The sequence below is a fragment of the Microbacterium galbinum genome, assembly GCF_023091225.1.
GTDB lineage: Bacteria > Actinomycetota > Actinomycetes > Actinomycetales > Microbacteriaceae > Microbacterium > Microbacterium galbinum.
Genome location: NZ_JAHWXM010000001.1, coordinates 1,232,003 through 1,256,557, shown reverse-complemented (window position 1 = coordinate 1,256,557; position 24,555 = coordinate 1,232,003). Strand labels below are relative to the sequence as shown.

At 69.6% G+C, this 24,555-nt stretch carries 22 protein-coding genes; 18 read left to right on the top strand and 4 right to left on the bottom strand.

Annotated elements, in window-relative coordinates; genetic code table 11:
• Window positions 1–189: 189 nt before the first annotated feature.
• From KZC52_RS06105 to KZC52_RS06055, 11 genes are all read left to right on the top strand, one after another.
• Window positions 190–1,488: an ABC transporter substrate-binding protein gene (locus KZC52_RS06105; protein WP_247623163.1), complete on the top strand. Its 1,299-nt coding sequence runs from the start codon at window positions 190–192 to the stop codon at window positions 1,486–1,488.
• Between the two features lie 82 nt (window positions 1,489–1,570).
• A complete protein-coding gene (locus KZC52_RS06100) occupies window positions 1,571–2,494 on the top strand; it encodes a carbohydrate ABC transporter permease (RefSeq protein ID WP_247623162.1) in 924 nt (307 codons plus the stop codon).
• A gap of 2 nt (window positions 2,495–2,496) precedes the next feature.
• On the top strand, window positions 2,497–3,342 hold the full coding sequence (locus tag KZC52_RS06095; RefSeq protein WP_247623161.1) for a carbohydrate ABC transporter permease: 846 nt from the start codon (window positions 2,497–2,499) through the stop codon (window positions 3,340–3,342).
• 49 nt (window positions 3,343–3,391) lie between these two features.
• Complete coding sequence (locus KZC52_RS06090; protein WP_247623160.1) at window positions 3,392–4,255, top strand: ketose-bisphosphate aldolase; 864 nt, start codon at window positions 3,392–3,394, stop codon at window positions 4,253–4,255.
• A 35-nt stretch (window positions 4,256–4,290) separates the two neighbouring features.
• Window positions 4,291–5,565 carry an ADP-dependent glucokinase/phosphofructokinase gene (locus KZC52_RS06085; protein WP_247623159.1) on the top strand — a complete coding sequence of 425 codons (1,275 nt, stop codon included), beginning with the start codon at window positions 4,291–4,293 and terminating at the stop codon, window positions 5,563–5,565.
• A complete protein-coding gene (locus KZC52_RS06080; RefSeq protein ID WP_247623158.1) occupies window positions 5,562–6,542 on the top strand; it encodes a class I mannose-6-phosphate isomerase in 981 nt (326 codons plus the stop codon). The genes KZC52_RS06085 and KZC52_RS06080 overlap by 4 nt, the downstream gene beginning before the upstream one ends.
• Window positions 6,543–6,606: 64 nt before the next feature.
• A complete protein-coding gene (locus KZC52_RS06075) occupies window positions 6,607–7,119 on the top strand; it encodes a DUF3817 domain-containing protein (RefSeq protein ID WP_247623157.1) in 513 nt (170 codons plus the stop codon).
• The gene (gene guaA / locus KZC52_RS06070; protein ID WP_247623156.1) at window positions 7,116–8,702 is read left to right on the top strand and encodes a glutamine-hydrolyzing GMP synthase; all 1,587 of its coding nucleotides are present in this window, start codon (window positions 7,116–7,118) and stop codon (window positions 8,700–8,702) included. Before KZC52_RS06075 ends, guaA begins: the two co-directional genes overlap by 4 nt.
• An 8-nt stretch (window positions 8,703–8,710) precedes the next feature.
• The gene (locus KZC52_RS06065) at window positions 8,711–10,096 is read left to right on the top strand and encodes a glycosyltransferase (RefSeq protein ID WP_247623155.1); all 1,386 of its coding nucleotides are present in this window, start codon (window positions 8,711–8,713) and stop codon (window positions 10,094–10,096) included.
• Between the two features lie 130 nt (window positions 10,097–10,226).
• Window positions 10,227–10,652 (top strand): YciI family protein, encoded by a 426-nt coding sequence (locus KZC52_RS06060; RefSeq protein WP_247623154.1) that lies wholly within the window; start codon window positions 10,227–10,229, stop codon window positions 10,650–10,652.
• Between the two features lies 1 nt (window position 10,653).
• Entirely contained in the window at window positions 10,654–11,952 is a 1,299-nt protein-coding gene (locus KZC52_RS06055) for an RNA polymerase sigma factor (RefSeq protein WP_247623153.1), read from the top strand.
• Between the two features lie 60 nt (window positions 11,953–12,012).
• Here KZC52_RS06055 and KZC52_RS06050 read toward each other — a convergent pair whose 3' ends face one another.
• Complete coding sequence (locus tag KZC52_RS06050; protein WP_247623152.1) at window positions 12,013–12,285, bottom strand: GlsB/YeaQ/YmgE family stress response membrane protein; 273 nt, start codon at window positions 12,283–12,285, stop codon at window positions 12,013–12,015.
• A 152-nt stretch (window positions 12,286–12,437) separates the two neighbouring features.
• Entirely contained in the window at window positions 12,438–13,349 is a 912-nt protein-coding gene (locus KZC52_RS06045; protein ID WP_247623151.1) for a Bax inhibitor-1/YccA family protein, read from the bottom strand.
• Between the two features lie 89 nt (window positions 13,350–13,438).
• Here KZC52_RS06045 and KZC52_RS06040 point away from each other — a divergent pair, with 89 nt between their 5' ends.
• The 6 genes from KZC52_RS06040 to ligD all read left to right on the top strand — a co-directional run bounded on the left by KZC52_RS06040 (window position 13,439) and on the right by ligD (window position 21,354).
• Window positions 13,439–14,425: a glycerophosphodiester phosphodiesterase family protein gene (locus tag KZC52_RS06040; RefSeq protein WP_247623150.1), complete on the top strand. Its 987-nt coding sequence runs from the start codon at window positions 13,439–13,441 to the stop codon at window positions 14,423–14,425.
• 85 nt (window positions 14,426–14,510) lie between these two features.
• Window positions 14,511–15,476, top strand: coding sequence for an ABC transporter ATP-binding protein (locus KZC52_RS06035; protein ID WP_247623149.1), 966 nt, complete (start codon window positions 14,511–14,513; stop codon window positions 15,474–15,476).
• Complete coding sequence (locus tag KZC52_RS06030; RefSeq protein ID WP_247623148.1) at window positions 15,473–16,486, top strand: ABC transporter permease; 1,014 nt, start codon at window positions 15,473–15,475, stop codon at window positions 16,484–16,486. Before KZC52_RS06035 ends, KZC52_RS06030 begins: the two co-directional genes overlap by 4 nt.
• 83 nt (window positions 16,487–16,569) lie before the next feature.
• Window positions 16,570–19,038, top strand: coding sequence for an ATP-dependent helicase (locus KZC52_RS06025; protein WP_247623147.1), 2,469 nt, complete (start codon window positions 16,570–16,572; stop codon window positions 19,036–19,038).
• Between the two features lie 70 nt (window positions 19,039–19,108).
• Window positions 19,109–20,227, top strand: a complete 1,119-nt coding sequence (locus KZC52_RS06020; protein ID WP_247623146.1) for an SseB family protein — start codon at window positions 19,109–19,111, stop codon at window positions 20,225–20,227.
• 71 nt (window positions 20,228–20,298) lie between these two features.
• Window positions 20,299–21,354 (top strand): non-homologous end-joining DNA ligase, encoded by a 1,056-nt coding sequence (gene ligD, locus KZC52_RS06015; protein WP_247623145.1) that lies wholly within the window; start codon window positions 20,299–20,301, stop codon window positions 21,352–21,354.
• Window position 21,355: 1 nt separating this feature from the next.
• On the opposite strand, the gene KZC52_RS06010 is transcribed toward ligD, so the two are convergent.
• Together KZC52_RS06010 and KZC52_RS06005 are read right to left on the bottom strand one after the other, a co-directional pair.
• Complete coding sequence (locus KZC52_RS06010) at window positions 21,356–22,399, bottom strand: ATP-dependent DNA ligase (protein WP_247623144.1); 1,044 nt, start codon at window positions 22,397–22,399, stop codon at window positions 21,356–21,358.
• A gap of 113 nt (window positions 22,400–22,512) precedes the next feature.
• Window positions 22,513–23,964, bottom strand: a complete 1,452-nt coding sequence (locus KZC52_RS06005; RefSeq protein ID WP_247623143.1) for a phytoene desaturase family protein — start codon at window positions 23,962–23,964, stop codon at window positions 22,513–22,515.
• An 83-nt stretch (window positions 23,965–24,047) separates the two neighbouring features.
• Here KZC52_RS06005 and KZC52_RS06000 point away from each other — a divergent pair, with 83 nt between their 5' ends.
• Window positions 24,048–24,536, top strand: coding sequence for a hypothetical protein (locus KZC52_RS06000; RefSeq protein WP_247623142.1), 489 nt, complete (start codon window positions 24,048–24,050; stop codon window positions 24,534–24,536).
• The last annotated feature ends 19 nt before the right edge of the window (window positions 24,537–24,555 follow it).

The following is a 24,555-nucleotide window of genomic DNA, read 5'->3' as shown; positions in this document are numbered from 1 at the left end:
GTGCAGAAAACGGCATATCGAGTGCATGGCTGATTATCCGCGGAATATCGGCCCCCTGCGGAAGAAGTCTGTAACGACATCTCCAGATTGACGCTTGACGCCGCGGCAAATCCGGGCATAACATGGCTCAAAACCGCATGAACAAGCATTGAAGCGCGTGATGCGGCACGATCTCGAAGAGGAGAAGTGATGAGCACAGTGCGACTGGGGCAGCGACGCACCCGGAACATCGTCGGAGCCGCCGCGGCGGCCGTGACCCTTCTGGCGGTGGCGGGCTGCGCGCCCAGCACCGGCGGCGACAGCGGTGGAGACGGCGGCGACGTGACGATCGAGTTCGCCCAGTGGTGGGAGCCGGAACTGCCCGACGGCGAGTTCCGCGCCCTCATCGACGACTTCGAGGCGGCGAACCCCGGGATCACGGTCGATCTCGTGAGCGGGCCGTACGCCTCCACCAAGGAGCAGCTGTTCGCGGGAGCCGCGTCCGGCACCATGCCCGATGTCGTCGGTCTCGACGGTGCGTGGGTCAACGACTTCGCCTCGCAGGGAGTCATCGCCGACCTCAGCGCGCTGATGGAGGAGTACGACTACGACGACAGCGAGCTCGCCAGCCAGATCCAGGTCGACGGCAGCACGTACATGATCCCGGTCGTCAACTTCGTGTATCCGATGTTCACGAACGACGCGCTCCTCGCCGAGGCCGGTGTCGACGCTCCGCCCGCCACCCGCACCGAGTTCGAGGATGCCGCCGAGAAGGTCTCCGCCCTCGGGGGCGACGTCTCCGGGTGGGTCCTCCCGCTCTCCCTCGAAGCGCCGAACGGTGTGCAGAACGACGTCATGTCGTGGGTCTGGGCATCCGGCGGCTCGATGCTGAAGGACGGTCAGCCCGATCTCACCAACGACGACGTGACCTCCGCGGTCGAGTACATCGGCGAGCTGTGGGACGCGGGCGTGATCGCCTCCGGTTCGTTCACGATGAAGGAGCAGGACAAGGTCGAGGAGTTCACCAACGGCCGGGCCGGCATGATGATCGACTCGCTCGCGCACATCAACCTCATCCGCGAGACGAACCCCGACCTCGAGTTCTCGATCTCGGCGATCCCCGCCGAGGACGGATACGAGGGCGAACGCGGCATTCCCTACGCCTCGTGGGGCATCGGCGTGGCCGAGAACTCCGAGCACAAGGAGGCGGCGTTCAAGCTCGTCGAGTTCCTCATGAGCCAGGAGACCAACTCGACTCTGTCGACGATGGCGAAGGCCTTCCCCGGCAACTCGACCTCGGTTCCCGACTTCGTGAACGACGACGAGCTGTTCAAGACCGCGTTCGACATCTACCAGGCCGGCTACCCCGCCAACGAGTTCACCGGGCTGCCGGTGGCGGAGGAGCTGATGCGCCAGTTCGGCGAGCAGCTGCAGTCCGCACTCGACGGGCAGCAGTCGATCCCCGACGCGCTCAAGGCGGCGCAGACGTCCTGGGAAGCGGAGTTCTGAGCTCCTCGCCTCCCGCCTGAACGGGGTGCCGCATCGCCAATGATGCGGTGCGGCACCCGACCAACCTAGGAGCCCGCACCTCATGAGCCTGAGAACGACCGACGACACCGAGGTGATCGTCACCGGGGTGCCGCACTCGCGGCGCCGACGGCAACTGCGCAAGACCACCGAGTCGTACGCCTTCCTCTCGCCGACGATCATCCTGCTGTTCGTCCTGATGATCGTGCCGATCGTGATGGTGATCGGATATTCGTTCCAGGACAACGTGATCCTGAACAAGTCGCCCGAGTTCGTCGGGATCGCCAACTACGTCGAGGTCCTTTCCGACCCCCGCTTCTGGAAGGCCACCGGCAACACGATCCTGTTCACGGTCGCGAGCGTGCTGGCGCACCTGGTGCTCGGTCTCGCGTTCGCGATGATGCTGAACAGCCCGCTCCTCGGCCGGGTCTCGCGCTCGCTGTTCCGGGCCCTCTACGTTCTGCCGTGGCTGTTCACGGTCGCGGTCATCGCGGTGCTGTGGCGCATGCTCCTCGCCCCGAACGGCGTGATCAACTTCCTGCTCAACACCGACATCGAATGGCTCGCCTCTCCGCAGCTGGCGTTGGGCACCATCATCTTCATCAACATCTGGGCGGGGTACCCGTTCTTCATGGTCAGCCTGCTCGCCGGCCTCCAGGGCGTCCCGGCCGAACTGCACGAGGCGGCCACCGTCGACGGCGCCAGCAACGTGCAGCGCTTCTGGAACGTGACGATCCCGCAGCTGCGACCGATCATCGTGAGCCTCGTGCTGCTCGACCTGATCTGGACCTCGCAGCAGTTCGCCCTCATCTGGATGACCACCGGCGGCGGTCCGATCGACGTCACGGAGGTGCTCAGCACCTTCACCTACAAGCTCGCCTTCGCCAAGTACGACTTCTCGCTCGCCGCCACCTCGGCCGTGCTCGTGCTGCTGATGTCGATGGTGCTCGCCGTCTTCTACGTCCGTCACCAGAAAGCGAGGGACTGAACATGGCGCTCACCATCAAGAACCGCCGCGTCGTCGCGAAGGGTTCGCTGATGATCGGACTGATCATCGGAGCCGTCTTCGCCGCCGGACCCGTGCTGTGGATGCTCTCGAGCTCGTTCAAGTCCAACACCCAGATCTTCGAGCTGCCCCCGCGGCTCATCACCGACACCTTCTCGTTCGACGCGTACATCGCGATCTTCACGAACGCCGAGACGGTGCGGTTCTTCCTCAACAGCTACATCGTCGCGGGGTCGGTCACGATCCTCACCCTGATCGTCGCGATCCAGGCGGCCTACGCCTTCAGCCGCTTCGACTTCCGGGGCAAGCGCATCCTCAACGTGGTGATCGTGAGCGTGCAGGCCGTGCCGCCCATCACGCTGCTGATCCCGTACTTCGGCCTGATGGTCGGCCTCGGCCTCTACAACTCCTACGCCGGGCTGATCCTCACGTACATGGTGTTCACGCTGCCCTACGCGATCATCATGATGACCGGCTACTTCAACACCCTGCCGCGCGAGCTCGACGAGGCCGTCCGCGTCGACGGCGCGGGGTCGTTCACGGCGCTGTGGCGCATCCTCGTGCCGATCTCGGTGCCGGGCATCGTGTCGGTGGGCATCTACACGTTCATGATCGCGTGGAACGAGTACCTGTTCGCGCTGACGCTCACACGCACGATCGACATGCGCACGGTGCCCATCGGCATCCAACTCCTGATGGGGCAGCACTCCTACGAGTGGAACCAGATCATGGCCATGAGCGTGCTCGGGTCCATCCCCGTGCTCATCCTCTTCCTCTTCTTCCAGCGCTACTTCATCAGCGGCCTCACGGCCGGCTCGGTGAAGAGCTGACCGCCACCCCGCCCGGGGCCCTTGACCATCACGAAAACAGGAGAAACACGTGCTCTACACCGGAAAATCCATCCTCGACGTCGCCAACGCGCACAACTTCGCGATCCCGGCGTTCAACATCAGCGATTGGGCGATGTTCAACGGAGTCATGGACATCAGCGAGGAGAAGAACGCGCCGGTGATCATCGCGATCCACCCGGACGAGGTTTCGCACATCACGACCGACCTGATCGCGGCGATGCACTCCCGCGCGCACCGCTCGAGCGTCCCCGTGGCGATCCACTGGGACCACGGCGGCAGCTACGAGCAGATGATCACGGCGATCAAGGCCGGGTTCACCTCGGTCATGATCGACGCATCGCTGCTGCCGTTCGACGAGAACGTCGCGCTCACGCGCAAGGTCGTCGAGGCCGCGCACGCGGTGGGCATCCAGGTCGAGGGCGAGCTGGGCACGATCGGCGCGAACGACAGCTACGGCGAGTCGGGTGCCGCGGAGATCATCTACACGAACGTCGACGACGCCGTGCGCTTCGTCGAGGAGACGGGCGTCGACAGCCTCGCGATCGCCATCGGCACCTCGCACGGGCTGTACCCCGCCGAGAAGAACCCCGAGCTGCGCCACGACCTGCTCCAGGAGATCAAGGCCGCGGTCGGCATCCCGCTCGTGCTCCACGGCGGATCGGCGAACCCGGACTCCGAACTGCGTCGCGCCGTCGAGCTGGGCATCAACAAGATCAACATCTCCAGCGACATCAAGGTCTCGTACCACAACCGCATGCGCGAGATCCTGGGCACCGACGAGCGTCTGCGCGAGCCGAACGCGATCCAGCCCGAGCCGATCGCCGCCCTGAAGGCGACCGCGGCTGAGAAGATCGAACTGTTCGGTGCGGACGGCAAAGCCGACCTGTACTGACCGGCACGGATCTCGACGGGGAGGACGATCGACGGATGACACGTGATGTGGGCGGTCGGCTCGTGCTGGGGCTCGGCGGAACGGTCGACTTCGAACTGCGGTGGGACTCCGCCGTCGTGGGCCGGCTGGCCCGGGAGCATCGCATCCGGCGGCACGAGCTGACCGCCGCGGCGTCGATCGTCGACGAGCGCTCGCTCCTGGTGGCCGTGCTCGCGTTCGTCGCAGCCGGGACCGGGGCCGAGCGCTTCGTCGAGTCCTCCGAGGTGATCGAGCGCTTCGCCGCGCACTTCGACGTGGCCGTGACGCTCGGCGGCACGGGGGTGCGGGCGGGGCTCGTGCTCGACAGCCTCGGCATCCCGAGCGTGCAGCATCTGGTGAGCATCGACGACAACGTCCGCCGTCTGCTGCCGGAGCGCGTCTCGTACGTGTCGTCGGCCGACCGCGACACCCTCGATCCGCACCTGATCGTGCAGTACCCGGTCGGGGCGCACGTGCGGCTGATCGACGGTGACATCGTCTCCCCGAGCGCGAACCGGCTGATCTTCGCGAACGACCCGCCCAATCGCGAGATGCGTCTCGCCGACGATCTGCCGGCGGCCCTGGCCGGAGCATCCGTCTTCCTGGTGTCGGGCTTCAACACCATGCAGGACCACGACCTGCTCGAGCGCCGGCTCGACGAGCTGCTCGTGGCGCTCACGTCGCTGCCCGACGACGCGCTGGTGTACTACGAGGACGCGGGTTTCTACACGCGGGCCTTCTCGCACACCGTCCGCGACCGGCTGCTCTCCCGCATCGATGTCTACGGCATGAACGAGGACGAACTGCAGGAGTGTCTGGGCCGATCCGTCGATCTGCTCGATCCGGCCGATGTGATCGCCGCGCTCACTGCGATCGCCCGGCTGATCCCCGCCCCCGCCCTCGTCGTGCACACCCGGCACTGGGCGATCGCCGTCGGATCGGATGCCGCGCGCCACCGCGCAGCGCTCGAGAGCGCTGTCCGGGTCGCGGCGACGCGCTACCGGCTCGGCGACGGATTCTCGTCGTCGGATGCCGAGGAGACGGCCGCGATGGCGCGGAGCCGCCGCGGCGCCGAGCTCGTCGCCGCCGTCGAGGGCGGCATCCCCGGAGCGATCGGCGTGCCGGCCTTCGCCCTCGATATCGCGGAGCCGACGACGATCGGTCTCGGCGATACCTTCGTCGGCGGGTTCCTGGCTGCGCACGCGGATGCGGATGCTGCGCACGCCGATGCGGATGCCGCGCATGCTGACGCGGATGCCGCGCACGCCGATGTGAATGGAGCTGCCCGATGAACCCGATCGCCCTCGCCCCGAACCGACCGGCCGAGCGCTTCTACCGCGGCGGTGAGCGCCTCCGCGCGTTCCGCGGCGATCCGGGGTCCGCGCCCCGCGAACCCGAGGACTGGATCGGATCGGTGACGACGGTCCGCGGCGAGGAGACCCTCGGCCTCAGCACCCTGCCCGACGGGCGTCTGCTGCGCGAGGCGATCGCCGACGACCCGATCGCCTGGCTGGGGGAGGAGCACGTCCGCCGTTGGGGTGACGACGCGCGCCTGCTCGTCAAGCTGCTCGACGCGGGGGAGCGGTTGCCGGTGCATGCGCATCCGCACGACGACTTCGCGGCCGGGCATCTCGGCCGCGCGCACGGCAAAGCCGAGGCCTGGTACATCCTCGAGGGCGGGACGGTGCACGTCGGCCTGCGGGAGGACGTGACGGCCGATGCCCTGGCCGATCTGGTCGCGCGCCAGGACGTCGCCGCGCTCCTCGGTCTGCTGCACGCGATCGAGGTCGGGCCCGGCGATGTGGTGTGGGTGCAGCCGGGGGAACTGCACGCGATCGGCGCGGGTGTTCTCCTGCTCGAACTGCAGCAGCCCGAGGACCTCTCGATCCTGCTCGAGTGGGAGGGGTTCGCGATCGACGGCCCCGGCGAGGGGCATCTGGGTCTCGGGTTCGATCTGGCCCTGACGGCGGTGAACCGCGCCGGACGTGACCGGGCACAGCTCGACGCCCTCGTCCGCACGGCGCCGCGATCGGGGTCGGCGTTCCCGGCTGCCGCCGACGAGTACTTCCGCCTCGATCGGGTTCCGGTCGACGGCGAGCCCATGGTGCTCGATCCCGGGTTCGCGATCGTCGTCGTGGTCGATGGCGAGGTCGCCCTGGGCGGGCAGGAGTTCCCCGCGGGGTCGACCGTGCTCGTTCCCGCCGCGGCATCCGAGCGCGCGCTCACGGGTCACGGTGAAGCGCTGGTCGCCCGGCCGCCCGCACCGTGAGGGCGTCGAGCGCGGGCCATCCGCGCCGGATCGAGCGGTGCGGCGCGCCGACTAGACTGGACGCATGCCCGAACCGAAAGTCGCCAGCTTTCCGGCGATCCGCGGTGCGCTGAAGTTCTACCAGATCGCGTCGATCATCACCGGAGTCATGCTGCTCCTGCTGCTGACCGAGATGGTGCTGAAGTACACGCCGATCCACCTCGAACTGTTCCTCGGAGGATCGGGCGGACCGCTCTGGTTCGCCGGCGTGCTCGCCGGCGCCGACTGCGAGTGGTGGTCGCTGTTCGCCCCCTGGACGAACTCGTGCGAGATGACCTCGCTCGGCGACGGCTTCAACGTGTCGCTGGCGATCCTCGTCGCGCACGGCTGGTTCTACGTCGTGTACCTCTTCGCGTGCTTCCGCATGTGGAGCCTGATGCGCTGGCCGTTCCCGCGCTTCATCCTGCTCGCCCTCGGCGGCGTGATCCCGCTGCTGTCGTTCTTCATGGAGGCCATCGTGGCCCGTGAAGTCAAGACCTACCTCGCCACCCGAGAGGCCTCAGAGGTCTCCGCTCCCGCCCCGGAAGGTGCCCGTTGACCGAACAGTCCGAGACCCAGCAGCGCCCCGCGCTCGTCGTCGATTTCGGCGCGCAGTACGCGCAGCTGATCGCCCGCCGCGTGCGCGAGGCCGGCGTCTACAGCGAGATCGTGCCGCACACCGCGACCGCCGCCGAGATCGCCGCCAAGAACCCGGTCGCGATCATCCTCTCCGGAGGGCCCTCGTCGGTGTACGAGGAGGGAGCGCCGCGCCTCGACCCCGCGGTGTTCGACCTCGGCGTGCCCACGCTCGGCATCTGCTACGGCTTCCAGTACATGGCCCAGACCCTGGGTGGCGAGGTCGCGAACACCGGCCTGCGCGAGTACGGGGCGACGGATGCCGTCATCACGGGTGACGGCGGAACGCTGCTCGGCGGCCAGCCCGTCGAGCAGAACGTGTGGATGAGCCACGGCGACCAGGTCGCGCGTGCTCCCGAGGGCTTCGACGTGCTCGCGACGACGGACGCGACCAAGGTCGCGGCGTTCGCGAACGAGGACCGCGGCTTCTACGGCGTGCAGTGGCACCCGGAGGTCAAGCACTCCGATCACGGCCAGCGCGTGCTCGAGAACTTCCTGCACAAGGGCGCGGGCCTCGCGTCCGACTGGAACAGCGGCAACGTGATCGCCGAGCAGATCGAGCGCATCCGCGAGCAGGTGGGCGACGCCCGCGTCATCTCGGCGCTCTCCGGCGGTGTCGACTCCGCGGTCTCCACCGCGCTCGTGCACAAGGCGATCGGCGACCAGCTCACCGCCGTGTTCGTCGACCACGGGCTCCTCCGCAAGGGCGAGCGCGAGCAGGTCGAGAAGGACTACGTCGAGTCCACCGGCGTGCGTCTGATCACGGTCGACGCCGCCGACACCTTCCTCGGCCACCTGAAGGGTGTCACCGATCCCGAGGAGAAGCGCAAGATCATCGGGCGCGAGTTCATCCGCGCGTTCGAGAAGGTGCAGCTCGACCTGGTCGCCGAGGCGAAGGCCTCCGGCGGCGCCCCGGTCAAGTTCCTCGTGCAGGGCACGCTCTACCCCGACGTCGTCGAGTCCGGCGGCGGTGCGGGCACGGCGAACATCAAGTCGCACCACAACGTGGGCGGTCTGCCCGACGACCTCGACTTCGAGCTGATCGAGCCGCTGCGTGCGCTGTTCAAGGACGAGGTCCGGGCGATCGGGCGCGAGCTCGGCATCCCCGAGGCGATCGTCGGCCGACAGCCGTTCCCCGGCCCCGGCCTGGGCATCCGCATCATCGGCGAGGTCACGGCCGACCGTCTGGAGATCCTCCGCGAGGCCGACGCCATCGCTCGTGAGGAGCTCACCAAAGCCGGGCTCGACCAGGAGATCTGGCAGTGCCCGGTCGTGCTCCTCGCCGACGTGCGCTCGGTGGGTGTGCAGGGCGACGGCCGCACCTACGGCCATCCGATCGTGCTGCGTCCCGTGTCGAGCGAAGACGCGATGACGGCCGACTGGACGCGCCTGCCGTACGACGTGCTCTCCAAGATCTCGAACCGCATCACCAACGGCGTGCGCGACGTCAACCGCGTTGTGCTCGACGTGACGTCGAAGCCGCCGGGGACGATCGAGTGGGAGTAGGGGAGACGATGCTCCCCGCGTCGGCGCCGGCCCTGCCGGACGCCGAGTACCTGGTGTTGTCGAGCCGGCTCATCCCCGACCTCGACGGCGGCTACACGATCGCGACGCTGTCGCGCGCCCGGCAGCTGGCCGGTGCGGGCGTGGCCGAGGGGCGTGGGCCGCAGCTGCTCACCTTCGACCCGGGTACCGCGGCCGACCACGCGCAGCACCGGGAGACGTTCGTCTCGCGCGGTGCTCTGGTCGACGCCTCCCGCCTGCGCAATCTCTTCGACGAGGCCGTCGCCGCCGAGGGCGGAGCGACCGCGTGGCTGCGATCGGTCGCCGATCCCGCCCTCGTCGCGAACCCGGGGGTCGAGTACCGCACGATCGCGGATGCCGAGGGTCGGCCGTTCGTCGCGCTCCCGGTGATCCCGGGCAATCCCGACTGGCACCTGAGCGTCGAGCCGGTGCAGATCTTCGATGCGGACGGCGAGGTCGTAGGCGGCGTCGCCGGTTTCGGCGCACTGTACCGCGCGTGGCTGTCGCACCTGGCCGCGGGCCTCGGCGACCGCCCGATCGTCGTCATCTGCGAATCGCGTCAGCTCGGCGAGCTCATCGTGGGGTGGCAGGATCCGCGCGTGCGCATCCTCCACACGATCCACACCATCCACCTCGAGGCTCCCTACACGGCGGATGCCCCGACCAACGCCCTGTGGACGCGCTGGTTCGCCCTCTCCGACCGTTTCGACGCCGTGATCTGGCCGACGGCGACGCAGCGCGACGACGTCGTGGCACGCTTCGGCACGGCGGCGCGGAACGAGACCGTGCCGAACCCGATCGCGGCCGTCGCGCGCCGCGACGACCTGCGGGAGCCGGGACTGGTCGTGGTGCTCGGACGCCTGGCTCCGGGCAAGCGCGTCGATCAGGCCATCCGCGCATTCCTCGCCGCCGACGTGCCCGACACTCGCCTCGAGATCTGGGGCGGCGGACCGGAGCAGGAGCGCCTGACCGCCCTCATCGCCGAGCTCGGTGCGGCGGATCGCGTCGTGCTCGCCGGGTACACCGACGACCCGGGGCGCGTTCTCGACCGGGCCTCGGTCGTGCTCACCGCCACCGCCTTCGAGGGGCAACCGCTGTCGATCGTCGAGGCGCTGCTGCACGGCGCGCCGGTCGTGTCGTACGACGTGCGCTACGGCATCCGCGACGTCCTGGGCGCGGGCGGGGGAGTGCTCGCTCCGAGCGGCGATGTCGATGCGTTGGCCGCCGCCCTGCGCGGCGTGCTGGCCGACCCCGCGCTGCTCGCGCGGCTGAGTGCCGAGGCCCCCGAGGTGGCCGCGGCATGGAGCCCCGAGAAGTCGCTGAGCGCGCTCACCGCCGTGATCGATGCGGCCGTGCGTCGGCCGCCCCGGCGCTGAGAACACGCTCGAGAGAGCGCTCGAGAAGAAATCTCGGAGAATTCCGGATCGCATGTCGATCCGACGCGTTCCCGTTCGACGTCTTTGATGAGAGGGTCGAGACACGATCCCATCGATCAAGGAGAACACCATGAAGTACATGCTCATCATGCGCGCGACCGACGAGGCCGTCGATGCGTACAAGGAGATCCCCTTCGAGCAGGTCATCGAGGCGATGGGGAAGTACAACGAGTCCATGATCAAGGCCGGCGTGCTGGCAGCGGGCGAGGGACTCACCGATGCCGCGGAGGGCTTCGTCGTCGACTTCAGCGCCGAGACCCCGCTCATCACCGACGGCCCCTACGGCGAGACCAAGGAGCTGTTCAACGGATTCTGGATCCTCGAGGTGTCGAGCCGCGAGGAGGCCGCCGAGTGGGCGAGCCGTGCACCGCTCGGACCCGGATCGTTCCTCGAGGTGCGCCGGGTGACCGACGCCTCGGACTTCCCCGCCGACAACGAGTGGATCGAGAAGGAAGCAGGCTGGCGCGAGGAGCAGGCGCAGCGCGCCCAGCAGTGAGATGACCCCCTCCTCCGACGACGCGGCGGTGCGTCCCCTTCCCCCACCGGGGACGGTGGAGCGCACCGTCGCCGCGGTCTGGCGCATCGAGTCGGCGAAGATCGTCGGCACGCTCGCCCGCATGGTCGGCGACTTCGGGTGGGCGGAGGACCTCGCCCAGGAGGCGCTGCTCGATGCGCTGCGGCAGTGGCCGGTCGAGGGTGTGCCCCGTAACGGCGCCGCCTGGTTGACGGCCGTCGCGAAGCGCAGAGCGATCGACGGATGGCGGCGGCAGGAGCGCTTCGACGATCGCATCGCCGTGCTCGCCCACGACCTGGAGCGCGAGCAGGCCGAGGGGATCGACGCCGTGCCCTGGGATCCGGACGCGGTCGACGACGACGTGCTCCGGCTGATGTTCATCGCCTGTCACCCCGTGCTGTCACGCGAAGCCCAGGTGGCTCTCACCCTGCGCGTGGTCGCGGGGCTGTCGAGCGAGGAGATCGCTCGCGCGTTCCTGGTTCCCACGGCCACCGTGCAGCAGCGCATCGTGCGGGCGAAGAAGACGCTGGCCGCGGCGGGGGTTCCGTTCGAGACTCCTCCGCGCGAGGAGCACACCGCCCGTCTCGGGGCGCTCCTCGGCATCGTGTACCTGATCTTCAACGAGGCCCACGCGGCGAGCAGCGGGCCGGAATGGATGCGGCCGGACCTCGCCGACGAGGCGATCAGGCTGGGGCGTGTGCTGGTCGGGCTGATGCCGCGCGAGCCGGACGCCCTCGCGCTGCTCGCTCTGATGGAGCTCACCGCGGCGCGGTTCCCGGCGCGGACCGACGCGCAGGGAGATCCGGTGCTGCTCGGCGACCAGGACCGACGGCTATGGGACCGCAGCCGGATCACGCGAGGACGCGCCGCGCTCGCGCGGGCGGATGCCGTCGGCCGAGGCCGTGGCGCCTATGGACTGCAGGCGGCTATCGCCGAGTGCCATGCGCTCGCTCCGTCGATCGAGGAGACCGACTGGGAACAGATCGTCGTGCTCTACGAGGCGCTCGGGCGGCTCGCCCCGTCACCCGTCGTCGAACTCAACCGCGCGGCCGCCGTCGCGATGGCGACGGGGCCGGCCTCGGCGCTGAAGGTACTCGATCAGCTGGAGGCATCCGGAGTTCTGCGCGGGTACCACCTGCTGCCGGCGACGCGGGCCGAGATGCTGCGCCGCCTCGGGAGGGAGGACGAAGCGCGCAGCGAGTTCGCGACGGCCGCCGCCCTCACCGGCAACGACCGTGAACGCGCGCTGCTCGAGGCGAAGTCGCGCGGCGAGCGGACATGACTTCGCCCCCACCGGGGGCCGGAGGGGGCGAAGCGCCGCGATCAGCGCACGGAGCGGTGATCAGGCCTTGCTGCGACTGCCACGACCGACGATGAGGCCGTAGATCAGCAGCACGATGATCGATCCGCCGATGGCGAGGAGCCACGTGCCGAGATCCCAGAACTCGGTGAGCGGGCGGTTGAGGATCAGCGAGCCGAGCCACCCTCCGAGCAGGGCGCCGACGACGCCCAGCAGAAGCGTGATGAACCATCCACCGCCCTGCTTGCCGGGCAGGATCAGTTTCGCGATGGCCCCGGCGATGAGACCGAGAAGAAGAAAGCCGAGAAAGCTCATGATGACCTCCTGTGTGCAGACGAGTTTCGTCTGATCGCTCGATTCTGCGCTCTCAGGAAGCTTTCAGGAAACCCCTTGCGCCGCGGGGCGGAACATGCAGGAGACCCGCCTCCGAAGAGAGACGGGCCTCGTGAGCGACAGACGACGGATCGTCAGTTGTTGCCGCGGACGATCGCGATGATGCGCAGGATCTCGACGTACAGCCAGACGACCGTGACCATGATGCCGAAGGCGCCGAGCCAGCCGTAGACGCGGGGAGCGCCGTTGCGCACACCCTGCTGGATCTGGTCGAAGTCGAGCACCAGCGAGTAGGCGGCCATGATGACCACGAGCACGCCGATGATCAGTCCGAGCGGAATGCCCATGATCTCGGCGCTGTAGAGGCCGAAGGCCTGGCTGGCGGGCAGGACGCCGGTCCACATGAGCACGAGGTTCAGCAGCGAGAAGACGAGGTAACCGACCATCGCGACCATGAAGATCTTGGTGGCCTTCTTCGACGCGCGGATCTTGCCGCTGGCGAAGAGGGCGAGGGTCACGCCGACGACCGAGATCGTCGCGAGCGTGGCCTGCAGCACGATGCCCGGGTAGAGGACCTCGAAGAACGCCGAGATGCCACCGATGAACAGACCCTCGAGGGCGGCGTAGGCGAAGATCAGCGCCGGACGCACCTTCTTGCGCGAGGTGAAGGTGATGATCATCGCGAGGACGAAACCGCCGAGCGCACCGATCATCCACGGCACGAGCGAGACGGTCGAGAACGAGGTGATGTCGGTGCCGCCGAGCGTCCACACCCAGCCGATGGCCGCGGTGACGAGGAGGATGCCGAACAGGCCGGCCGTCTTCCAGACGGTGTCCTCGACGGACATGCGATCGGTCTCGATCGAGCCCGCCGGCGGGGCTGCGTACATGCCCTCGAGCTGCGCGTTGGCCGCGGCGTCGACGGTGGCGTGCTGGAACGATGCGGCCTGGGCTCCCCGAGCACCCTGCGGTGCGCCGGGGTAGGTCGCGACATTGCGCGGATCCTGCTGCTTGAAAGCAGGGTTGTTGAATGCGAAGTTGCTCATGGTGGGCCTCACTCCAGAAGGGTGTCGTAGGTCGCTTTCCTCCACGATACCGGCGTGGGGCGCGCGATGGGGTGTTCTACGCTGAGAGCGTGCCCAGGAAAACTCCCCTCGTCATCGGACACCGGGGCGCGCCCGGGTATCGCCCGGAGCACAGCCGCTCCTCGTACGAGCTGGCGCTCGCGATGGGGGTGGATGCCGTCGAGCCCGATGTCGTCGCGACGAAGGACGGCGTGCTGGTCGTGCGCCACGAGAACGAGATCTCGGGCACGACCGATGTGGCGGAGCATCCGGAGTTCGCCGATCGCCGCACCACCAAGCGGGTCGACGGGCAGGCGCTGACGGGCTGGTTCACCGAGGACTTCACCTGGGACGAGCTCTCGACGCTCCGCGGGCGCGAGCGTCTGCCCGAGGTGCGCGCCACGAGCGCCAGCTTCGACGGCGGGCAGCCGATCCTGCGTCTCGTCGATCTGCTCGACCTCGTGCGGCGCGGGTCGGTCGAGCACGGGCGCGAGATCGGCGTGGTGCTCGAGGTCAAGCACGCCACGTACTTCGCGAGCATCGGTCTCGACCTCGTGCCGCTGATCGAGCGCGATCTGCGGGCCGCCGGCTGGGCGGACGGAGAACTGCCGCTGATCATCGAGTGCTTCGAGCAGACCGTGCTGGGTCAGCTCCGGGCCCGCGGCATCCCGGCCTCCTACATCTACCTGATCGAATCGTCCGGCCGCCCCTACGACCAGCTCGTCGCCCACGGCAAGAGGGCGCTCACCTACAAGGCGACGGTCGCACCGCGGGGCCTCAACGGCCTGATCGGCTCGGTCGACGGCATCAGCGTGAGCAAGAAGATGCTGCTGGCGCACGGCAACACGATCGTCGCCGACGCGCATGCGCGGGGCCTCAAGGTCTTCACCTGGACGTGCCGACCCGAGAACGCCTTCCTCGCGCCCGAGTTCCGCGGCGACGGGGGCAAGGGCGCCTTCGGCGACTACGAGGCGGAGTGGGGCGTGATCGCGCGACAGGGGATCGACGGCGTCTTCGTCGATCACCCCGACCTGGGCGTGGCGTTCTTCCGCGGCTGAGGGATCGGGCACCGGCAGAGCCGGCGTCGGAGCGACCCGGCGGTGCGCGGCGGGAGCGTCGGAGCCGGATGCCAGACTGGCCCGCATGAGTGGAATCGTCGTGGAAGACGTCAGCCGGGCGTTCGGGACGGTGCAGGCCGTCCGGTCGGCCACACTGCGCGCGGAACCGGGGCGGGTGACCGGACTCGTCGGGCCGAACGGCGCGGGCAAGACGACCCTGCTCCTGATGCTGGCCTCGCTGCTCGCCCCCGACACCGGCACGATCCGCATCGGCGGCGTCGACCCGATGGTCGATCCGCTGGCCGCCCGCCGGCTGCTCGGGTGGATGCCCGACGCGCTCGGCGCCTGGCCCTCGCTGACGGCGCGCGAGACACTCGTGACCACGGGTCGGCTGTACGACATCGCACCGACGGATGCCGCGCATCGGGCCGCCGCGCTGCTCGACCTCGTCGGGCTCACCCCGCTCGCCGATTCCCCCGCGAAGGTGCTCTCCCGCGGGCAGAAGCAGAAGCTCGGGCTCGCCCGGGCGCTCGTGCACGACCCCCGGGTGCTGCTGCTCGACGAGCCCGCCTCGGGACTCGATCCCGAGGCCCGTGTGCAGCTGCGCGTGCTGCTGCGCCGTCTCGCCGCCGAGGGGCGCACCGTGCTCATCTCCAGCCACATCCTCTCGGAGCTCGAGGAGGTCGTCGACGACGCCGTCTTCCTCGTCGCGGGGGCAGTGGTCGACGCGGCGCCGGCCCAGGCATCCGTCCGAGCCTGGCGGATCCGGCTGCTCGGCGCCTCGACCGATCGGTTGGCCGCCGACGCCTGGCAGGTCGCGTCGACCCTCGGGGTGGCTCCGGAGTCGCTCGGCGCCGACCGCGGAGCCGTACTGATCGGCTTCGAGACCGAGGAGTCCGCCGCGCACGCGCTGCAGAGGCTGGTCGCCGCGCAGCTCCCGATCTCGGAGTTCGCGCCGGCGCAGAGCGCGCTCGAACACACGTTCCTGCATCTGAATCCGACGGTCGCACCCCCGCCCACGGCTCACCCCGGAACGGAGGCCGGAGCATGAGCATCGCCCATATCGGCACCATCGCCCGTCTCGAACTGACCCAGCGCCTGCGCAGTGTCGGTTGGTACGTGCTGCTCGGCGTCTTCGCCGCGGTGCTCCTCGGGGTCACAGCGCTGTCGTCTGCCGTCTACTCCTACGGCGACGCCCCGGGGGCGGGGATCTTCTCGATCGTCGTGAACATGGTGCTCCTGCTCGTCGTGCTCGTGTCGCCCACGCTGAGCGGCAACGCCATCAACGGCGATCGCGAATCGGCGACCCTCGCCGCGATCCAGGTGACCGCGGTTTCGACGGGCGACATCATGCTCGGCAAACTCGTCGCCGCGATCGCGACGGGCGGGGCATTCCTGCTCGTCGCGCTGCCCTTCCTCGCCTTCTCGCTGCTCGGCGGGGGCGCGGACCCGCTGGTGCTGCTCATCTCGATCCTCGTACTGGCCGCGGAGATCGTCATCGTCGCGGCCATCGGGGTGGGGCTGAGCGGTCTGATCGCGCGTCCGTTGTTCTCGGTCGCCACGACGTACCTCGTGGTCGCCGGTCTCGTGATCGGCACGCTCATCGTGTTCGCGCTGGGCGGGCTCGCCGTCCGCGGCGAGGCGACGAACTACAGCCGTCCCTACGACGAGAACGGCCCGATCTGCGACCAGTGGGAGGAGTACACCTACGAGGTGCCGCGCTTCGATCTCGTGTGGTGGGCGCTCGCCGCGAACCCCTTCGTCGTGCTGGCCGATGCCACGCCCACCGAGTACGGAAGCGGCGGGTATCCGGTCGATTTGTTCGGGCAGATCAAGTACGGGGTGCGCAGCGCGCAGCTGTCGCCCCTCGAACAGCGCTGGGACGACTGCGCGGTGGGGAGCCCCGGTCCGACTCCGCGCGAGGTGATCGACTCCACGGTTCCGAGCTGGTTCGTCGGGCTCGGAGTGCAGGTCGTGATCGCCGGGTCGCTGTTCGCCGGGGCGTGGTCGCGCACGCGCACGCCCGCACGGATGCTGCCGCCGGGGACGCGCATCGCCTGAGCTCCGGTCGCGGATGCCGGACCGTGCGCGGGAGCGAAACAGGCGGCGGTGGTGTCGGTGGCGCCGCCTAGACTCGTAGAGCCATGACCGAAGCTCCTCTCATCGTTCCCGGAACCGCCGGCCCGCAGGGTCAGGACGACCTCCTCGCCGGCCTCAACCCGCAGCAGCTCGAAGCCGTCACCTATCGCGGTCCTGCGCTGCTCATCGTCGCGGGGGCCGGATCGGGCAAGACGAGCGTGCTCACGCGTCGGATCGCGTCGCTGCTGCGCAGCCGCGAGGCCTGGCCGAGCCAGATCCTCGCGATCACCTTCACCAACAAGGCGGCGGGCGAGATGCGCGAGCGCGTCGAGGGCCTGATCGGCGATGCGGCACGCGGCATGTGGATCTCGACCTTCCACTCGGCATGCGTGCGCATCCTGCGGCGCGAGGCGCAGCAGTTCGGGTTCACCAAGTCGTTCACGATCTACGACTCGGGTGACTCCCGCGCGCTCATCAAGCGTCTGGTCAAGGAGCGCGAGGCCGACGCCTTCGGGCTGACCCCGGCATCCGTGCAGTCGCGCATCTCGAAGCTCAAGAACGAGCTGTCGGATGCCGAGTCCTATGCGCGGCAGGCCAACATGTCGGACCCCGCCGAGCGGATCTTCGTCGAGGTCTTCGCCGACTACCAGCGTCAGCTGCAGAAGGCGAACGCCTTCGACTTCGACGACCTGATCGGGCAGACGGTCTATCTGTTCCGCGCGTTCCCCGAGGTGGCCGACACGTATCGCCGTCGGTTCCGGCACATCCTCGTCGACGAGTACCAGGACACCAACCACGCGCAGTACGCGCTCATCCACGAGCTCACGCGGCCCCTTGCATCGTCGTCGGCACCGGACCCGTATGCCTCGAACGGCATGATGATCTTCGAGCCGGAGCCCGAGCCGAAGAACGCCGAGACCGCCGGAGCCTCGCTCACCGTCGTCGGCGACTCCGACCAGTCGATCTACGCGTTCCGCGGTGCCGACATCCGCAACATCAGCGAGTTCGAACGCGACTTCCCCGGGGCGCGCGTGGTGCTGCTCGAGCAGAACTACCGCTCGACGCAGAACATCCTCTCGGCGGCCAACGCGGTGATCGGCAACAACTTCGACCGCAAGGAGAAGAAGCTCTGGAGCGACCGGGGCGAGGGCGACAAGATCATCGGCTTCACCGGCTACTCGCAGCACGACGAGGCGCAGTTCGTGGCCGACGAGGTCGAGGCGCTGCACCGCGCCGGCATGCCGTACTCCGAGATGGCGGTCTTCTACCGCACGAACTCCCAGTCGCGTGCGCTCGAGGAGATCTTCATCCGTTCGGCGGTGCCGTACAAGATCATGGGCGGTACCAAGTTCTACGAGCGCGCCGAGATCAAGGACGCGCTGGCGTATCTCGTGGCGGTCGCGAACCCGGCCGACGAGATGGCGGTGCGCCGCATCCTCAACAAACCGCGTCGCGGCATCGGCGATGTGACCGAGACGGCGATCGCCCGCTTCGCCGAGGAGCAGGGGATCACGTTTCGCGACGCCCTGTCTATGCCGGCACAGCTCGGCTTCGGCCCCAAGATCCAGGCGGCGATCGCGCAGCTCGACGCCGTGCTCACCGAGGCGACGGCCATCATGCTGCCGCCGACGGGCGAGGTGCCGGCTCCGACGACCGTGGCCGACGGCCTGAGCCTGCTGCTCGCCAAGAGCGGTTACCTCGATGCGCTGCGCGCCAGCCGCGACCCGCAGGACGAAGCGCGCGTCGAGAACCTCGACGAGTTCGTCGCCGTCGCCCGCGATTTCGCACGCAACAACCCCGAGGGCACGATCGTCGACTTCCTCACCGATGTGGCGCTCGTGGCGGATGCCGATGACCTCGACGACGAGTCGGGCACCGTGTCTCTCATGACGATGCACACCGCCAAGGGCCTCGAGTACGACGCGGTCTTCGTCACGGGTGTCGAGGAAGACCTCATCCCGCACCGCATCTCGGCCGGCGAGCCCGGTGGACCGCAGGAGGAGCGTCGGCTCTTCTACGTGGGCATCACCCGTGCTCGCAAGCGCCTGCACCTGTCGCTCGCGATGACCAGGGCGCAGTTCGGCGAGGTGACCGTCGCGATGCCGAGTCGTTTCCTGCAGGAGATCCCGGTCGCTCTGATCGACTGGCGCCAGTCCCCGGGAGACGTCAACTCCCGCGGGGGCATGCAGTCGCGCGCCCTCAACGCGCGCCGCGCGGGCGGATTCGGAGGATCGGGATCGGGGTCGGGTTCCGGCTCCGGCGATCGCTTCGGAGTCAAGCCGCTGCCGGGCCGCGATTCGCTCAAGCCCCTCTCGACCGCCATGGACCGGTTCCCGAACCGCGTCACGGCCAAGGTGCGCGACAACGGCGACCTCGAACTCACCGCGGGGGACCGCATCCGCCACGTCGACTTCGGCGAAGGTCGCGTCGACGCCGTCACCGGTGAGGGCGCCAAGCGCATCGCGCACGTGCGCTTCGACACCGCCGGGCAGAAGAAGCTCCTCATCAAGGTCGCACCGATCGAGAAGATCTGACGGCACCGGGCCGGTGCCGCCGGGCCCACTGCCGCCGAGGGCGGAGCCGCGGAGGGTTAGGCTGGCTCATATGGCCCTCTTCTCCCGCCGCAAGAAGTCCGCTGACGACGCCGTCACCTCCGCACCCGACGCCGCCGAGGCGGTCGAGACGCCGGCGGATGAGGCTCCGGTCGCCGCGGCGGAGGAAGCCCCCGCCGCTCCGTCAATCGGCATCTCGGTGCAGGCTTTCCGCGGCGTCGGAGCGGAGGCGGGTCCCGAGGTCTCGCTGCCCGACCCCGACGCGAAGCCGGCTCCGGCCGTGCAGACCGCGCCTACGGCCCCCGCCGCCCCCGCCGCTCCCGCCGCCGAGCCGCGTCTGCCTCTCGCCGCCGCGTCGCCGCCCGAGCAGACCGAGTCCGTTCCCGGCATGAAGGACAACGTGCTGCTGCGCGAGGCCCTGAAGCAGGTCGAGAAGGGCGCGAGCAACGAGCAGCTGCTCGGCGTCATGCGGCAGGCGCTGCAGGGACACCTCTTCATCCGCGTGAACGGCGATGCCCGTGCGCAGATCGCCGAGGGCAAGCCCCTCGCCGTCGCCGTCGTGCGCGACGAGGAGCGCCAGTTCATGCTGGCCTTCAGTTCGGCCGCCGCCGTGCGCGACTCGGTGAAGCTCGAAGCCGACCCCTCCTCGACATCGGCCGTGGCGCAGCCCTCGACCTCCGTCATGCAGCAGGTCGTCGCCGGCGACTTCGCGGGCCTCATCATCGACAACGCCTCCGCGCCGCACCGGGTGGTGTTCCCGACCGAGCTGCTGCAGAAGACGCTCGAGCAGGCCGATGCCGAGATGACGGTCAAGGCCATCGTCGCGGCCCCGCGCGAGCAGGACTCCGCGACCCGTGCGGGCGAGGCGCTCGCCGAGACGCGCATGTGGGTGGCCGTGAACGACGGTGGCGCCGACGGCCAGGTGGGCATCGCCGAGGCGCAGACGACCGACGGCAAGCGCTTCCTCCAGCTGTTCTCGCACCCGCTCGAGGTCATCGCCCTCGGCCGCGGCGACCGACCGCTGCCCTTCGAGCCCGCGCAGCTCGCGAAGGTGCTCGCGGGGCACACCGAGATGGCGGGCGTCGTGATCGATCCGGCAGGTCCCACCCTCATCGTCGAACGCGATGCCCTCACGCGCGTGCTCGAACTCGCCCCCGCGACCGAGGACTGACACCACACGACGGAGGGGCCCTGCTGCGGCGCGCCCTTCCGCGGGCGACAGCCGCGCTCTAGGGTCGTTGCATGGCCTCCGAACGTGTGCCCGTGACCGTGTCCGACCCCGAGGGGGAGCGCGAGGTCGTGCTCTCCAGCCCCAACCGGGTCGTGTGGCCGGAGGTCGGGATCACCAAGGCCGAGCTGGCCGACTACGTGCAGCGGGTCGCCGATCCCTTCCTCGCGTCGAACGGCGACCGACCGGTATCGCTCGAGCGGTTCCGTGACGGCGTGGGGAGCGAGGGCTTCTTCTCGAAGAATCCGCCGAAGGGCACTCCCGACTACGTCGACGCCGTGACGGTGACCTACAACAGCGGGCGGCGGCATCCGCAGATCGTGTTGAACCGACCGTCGGCGATCGTGTGGGCCGTGCAGATGAACACGATCGTGTTCCACCCGTGGGCGTCGCTCGCGAGTGCCCCCGACAACCCCGTCGAACTGCGCATCGATCTCGATCCGCAACCGGGCACGGACTTCGCGGATGCCGTCACCGCCGCCCACGGCCTGCGGGAGGTGCTGAGCGAGGCGGGCCTCGAGGCGTTCGCGAAGACGAGCGGCAATCGCGGTCTGCACGTGTTCGCGCCGATCGAACCCACCCACGAGTTCCTCGACGTGCGACACGCGGTCATCGCCGCGGGGCGCGAACTCGAACGCCGGATGCCCGATCGGGTCACGATGAGCTGGTGGAAGGAGGAGCGCGGAGAGCGCACCTTCATCGACTTCAATCAGGCCAACCGTGATCGAACGATGGCGGGCGCCTACAGTCCGCGTGCCCTGCCGGGTGCGACCGTGTCGACCCCGGTGCACTGGGACGAGCTGGACGGCCTCGATCCGACGAGGTTCACGGTGCGCAGTGTTCCGCAGCGCCTCGACGAGATCGGCGACCCGTGGGCCGACAAGCAGCAGAAGCCCGGACGCATCGACACCCTTCTCGCCTGGTGGGAGCGCGACGTCGAAGACGGCTTGGGCGAGCTGTCGTTCCCACCCGAGTTCCCCAAGATGCCGGGGGAGCCGCCGCGCGTGCAGCCCAGCAAGAAGGTGGCGGCGCACTGGGACGCCGACGGGGAGCCTGCCGCGAAGGACTGAGTCAACCGATCACGTCGGCGAGGTCGTATCCCGCGACCGAGTCGAGCTGCGCGTAGGTGCACGAGCGCGCGTCGCGATCGGGACGCCAGCGTTCGAACTGCACGGTATGGCGGAAGCGCGCACCCTCGAGCTGGTCGTAGCGCACCTCGAGGACGCGCTCCGGACGCAGGCGCACGAAGGAGACGTCCTTCGATCCGGTGAAGCGCGATCGTTCGCCCTCGCCGGTGACGGCGTCTCCGGCTTCGTCGCGCTCGACCAGGGGCGCGAGCTCCTCGACGAGGTCGCGGCGGCGCGCGTCGCTCCACGCGGCGACGCCGCCCACCTGGCGCAGCGTTCCGTCCTCGTCGTAGAGGCCGACGAGGAGCGAGCCGACTCCCGCGCCGGACTTGTGGATGCGGTATCCGAGCGCCACGACGTCGGCCGTGCGGGCGTGCTTGACCTTGATCAGCGTGCGCTTGCCGGGGGCGTAGGGCTGGTCGAGCGGCTTCGCGACGACCCCGTCGAGCCCGGCGCCCTCGAACTCCGCGAGCCAGCGCACCGCCGCATCGTGATCACGCGTCGTACGGGTGATGTGCACGGGATGCGCCACGTCCGCCAGAAGCGACTCCAGGCGAGCCCGGCGCTCCGAGAACGGCCGGTCGAGCAGGTCGTCGTCGCCCTCCGCGAGCAGGTCGAACGCGATGAACATCGCCGGTGTCTCGGCGGCAAGGCGCGCCACGCGGGAGGCTGCGGGGTGGATGCGCTGGCTGAGCGCTTCCCAGTCGAGACGCTGCTCTCCGTCCGCGCCGGTCGCGACGACGATCTCGCCGTCGAGCAGGCACGGGCGGGGGAGCAGCTCCGGGATCGCCTCCACGAGTTCCGGGAAGTATCGTGTGAGCGGCTTGGCTCCGCGGGATCCGATCTCGACGGTCTCGCCGTCCCACGCGATGAGGCCGCGGAACCCGTCCCACTTGGGTTCGAAGAGCAGGCCGCCGGGCGTCTTCGCCGGATCGGGCACGGTCGCCGCGGCCTTCGCGAGCATCGGGGCGGGGATGTCGTAGCGCATGCCTCCATCCTGGCGAGCACGTGCGCGCGGCGGAAGGGGACGCGAGGAGTCACGACATGCCGCGCCGGCGCCGCGAGGCGCGGCGAGTCCTGACCCCTCACGGGGAACGGGTGTCAGGGGAAGAGGTCGCCGAGCTCGTGCGGCTCGCCGGCATCGGCGAGGGCCGTGCGGGCGGCGAGCCATCCCGACATGCCGTTGACGCCGGGCCCGGGCGGGGTCGCGGCCGAGGCGAGATAGACGCCGGGCATCGGCGTGCGCCACGGGGCCGCGGAGAGCGTCGGCCGCTGCAGCGCCTGGCGCATCGTGAACGCCCCGCCGAGCACGTCGCCCTGGATCTCGGCCGGGTTGACGGCCTCGCGTGCGGATGCCGGCACCGAGCGGTGCGCGAGGATGCGGTCTCGGAACCCCGGGGCGAAGCGCTCGACCTGACGCGTGATCAGCTCGGTCGCGTCGAGGTCCGAGTCGAGGGGAACGTGGATGTAGGTCCATAACACGGCCTTGCCCTCGGGTGCGCGGGTGGCGTCGAAGACGGAGGGCTGGACCGCGAGCACGTACGGGCGCTCGCTCACCCGCCCGCGGGCGACGGCGTTCTCACTCGCCCGCACCTCCTCACGGGTGCCGCCGAGGTGCACGGTCGGCGACTGCGCCACGTCGGCGTTCGCCCAGGGCACCGGTCCGTCGAGCTCGAAGTCGACCTTCGCCGCGGCCGGTCCGTACCGGTAGCGGGAGAGAGCGCGAGCGTACCCGGCGGGGAGTCCGGGGTGGGTCAGGGCGAGACGCGGCGAGGTGTTCAGCAGGAGCAGGTCGCCGCGCGCGGGATCGCCCCAGTCGAGGATGCCGAGGTCGCGCACGTGCAGCCCCGTCTCGACGCGACCGCCGTGCGCCTCGAGGTCGGCGACCAGCGCGTCGGCGATCCGCTGGGCGCCCCCGCGCGGATACATCCAGCCCTGCGCGTGACCGAGGGCGGCGAGCAGAAGCCCGGCCGCCGCGCCGGGGAGCGAGGGAACGGGCGTATTGGCGTGCGCGAGCACACCCGTGATCAGGGCCGCCGCCTCCGGGGTGCGGAAGGCGCGCGAGGCGAGCGGTGTGCCCTGGTCGAGCATCCGCAGGGCGTAACGCGCGGCGGTGAGCGGCTCGTGCGGCCAGCGCGGGATCTGATGGCCGGTGAAGTCGACGACCCCGTCGATGTGCTCGCTCAGCGGCCGCAGTCGGGCGAGCCATGCATCACGGTCGGCCCCGAGGGCGGCGGACGTCTTCTCGATGTCGCGCCAGGCGATCGCCGCCCTGCCTCCGTCGAGCGGATGGGCGTAGGAGATGTCGGGACGGATCCAGTCGATGCGGTCGGCGAGGCCGAAGGCACGGAAGAACGGCGAGGCGAGTGCCGCCGGGTGCACGGCGGAGCAGACGTCGTGGCGGAAGTCGGGAAGGATGCCGTCGGTCGTGCGCACGCCGCCACCGATCGTGTCCGATGCCTCGAGCACCCGCACCTCGTACCCCGCCCTGGCGAGCGACACCGCGCTCGCCAGGCCGTTGGGCCCGCTGCCGATGATCGTCGCCCGCACCATGCCGCCAGTCTTGCACGGCCTGCGCCGGGGCCGGGGAGCGGAAGCGGTCGAGACGGCCCCGGGATCGTGCGATCCTGGAAAGGATGAACGAAGTACAGGGCCCGACCCCGACCGGCACCTCCCGTCCCTACCGCTCCCTCGCGGAGGCGCTGCGCGCGCACCGCATCGACCCGGTGAACCACGAGTTCATCGGTGCGATCGTCGACGCCGTGGGTGTGACCTCGTTCATCGACCGCGGCCGCTATATCGAGGCCCTGCGCCGCGGCGACCACGCCTCGCTCCACATCGGGCGCACCTACACGAACGGGTTCGCCGAGGACGAGACGATCGTCGTCGGCTCCACCCCGCTGCGCTTGCAGCCCAGCGAGGGGCGTGCGCCGTACTTCTACGTCACCCACCCAAGCGAGTACGCGCCCTCCGTCCCCGCGCGTGCGGCGAAGCGTTCCTCGACCCCGCGCACGCCGTCGGTGCCGCGCGAGAAGGCGCCGAAGCCGGTGACCGAGCGCGACTACGGTGTGTGCGACGTGTGCTTCATGGTCAAGACGCCGTCGGGCGGCTGCGGCTGCGACTGAGCGCCGCTCGCCGGCATCC

Bases quoted from the DNA above. Each gene is read 5' to 3' on its own strand.
- KZC52_RS06105 (WP_247623163.1), top strand. From the start codon at position 190: ATGAGCACAGTGCGACTGGGGCAGCGACGCACCCGGAACATCGTCGGA.
- KZC52_RS06100 (WP_247623162.1), top strand. From the start codon at position 1,571: ATGAGCCTGAGAACGACCGACGACACCGAGGTGATCGTCACCGGGGTG.
- KZC52_RS06095 (WP_247623161.1), top strand. From the start codon at position 2,497: ATGGCGCTCACCATCAAGAACCGCCGCGTCGTCGCGAAGGGTTCGCTG.
- KZC52_RS06085 (WP_247623159.1), top strand. From the start codon at position 4,291: ATGACACGTGATGTGGGCGGTCGGCTCGTGCTGGGGCTCGGCGGAACG.
- KZC52_RS06080 (WP_247623158.1), top strand. From the start codon at position 5,562: ATGAACCCGATCGCCCTCGCCCCGAACCGACCGGCCGAGCGCTTCTAC.
- KZC52_RS06075 (WP_247623157.1), top strand. From the start codon at position 6,607: ATGCCCGAACCGAAAGTCGCCAGCTTTCCGGCGATCCGCGGTGCGCTG.
- KZC52_RS06065 (WP_247623155.1), top strand. From the start codon at position 8,711: ATGCTCCCCGCGTCGGCGCCGGCCCTGCCGGACGCCGAGTACCTGGTG.
- KZC52_RS06060 (WP_247623154.1), top strand. From the start codon at position 10,227: ATGAAGTACATGCTCATCATGCGCGCGACCGACGAGGCCGTCGATGCG.
- KZC52_RS06055 (WP_247623153.1), top strand. From the start codon at position 10,654: ATGACCCCCTCCTCCGACGACGCGGCGGTGCGTCCCCTTCCCCCACCG.
- KZC52_RS06050 (WP_247623152.1), bottom strand. From the start codon at position 12,285: ATGAGCTTTCTCGGCTTTCTTCTTCTCGGTCTCATCGCCGGGGCCATC.
- KZC52_RS06045 (WP_247623151.1), bottom strand. From the start codon at position 13,349: ATGAGCAACTTCGCATTCAACAACCCTGCTTTCAAGCAGCAGGATCCG.
- KZC52_RS06035 (WP_247623149.1), top strand. From the start codon at position 14,511: ATGAGTGGAATCGTCGTGGAAGACGTCAGCCGGGCGTTCGGGACGGTG.
- KZC52_RS06030 (WP_247623148.1), top strand. From the start codon at position 15,473: ATGAGCATCGCCCATATCGGCACCATCGCCCGTCTCGAACTGACCCAG.
- KZC52_RS06025 (WP_247623147.1), top strand. From the start codon at position 16,570: ATGACCGAAGCTCCTCTCATCGTTCCCGGAACCGCCGGCCCGCAGGGT.
- KZC52_RS06020 (WP_247623146.1), top strand. From the start codon at position 19,109: ATGGCCCTCTTCTCCCGCCGCAAGAAGTCCGCTGACGACGCCGTCACC.
- ligD (WP_247623145.1), top strand. From the start codon at position 20,299: ATGGCCTCCGAACGTGTGCCCGTGACCGTGTCCGACCCCGAGGGGGAG.
- KZC52_RS06010 (WP_247623144.1), bottom strand. From the start codon at position 22,399: ATGCGCTACGACATCCCCGCCCCGATGCTCGCGAAGGCCGCGGCGACC.
- KZC52_RS06005 (WP_247623143.1), bottom strand. From the start codon at position 23,964: ATGGTGCGGGCGACGATCATCGGCAGCGGGCCCAACGGCCTGGCGAGC.
- KZC52_RS06000 (WP_247623142.1), top strand. From the start codon at position 24,048: ATGAACGAAGTACAGGGCCCGACCCCGACCGGCACCTCCCGTCCCTAC.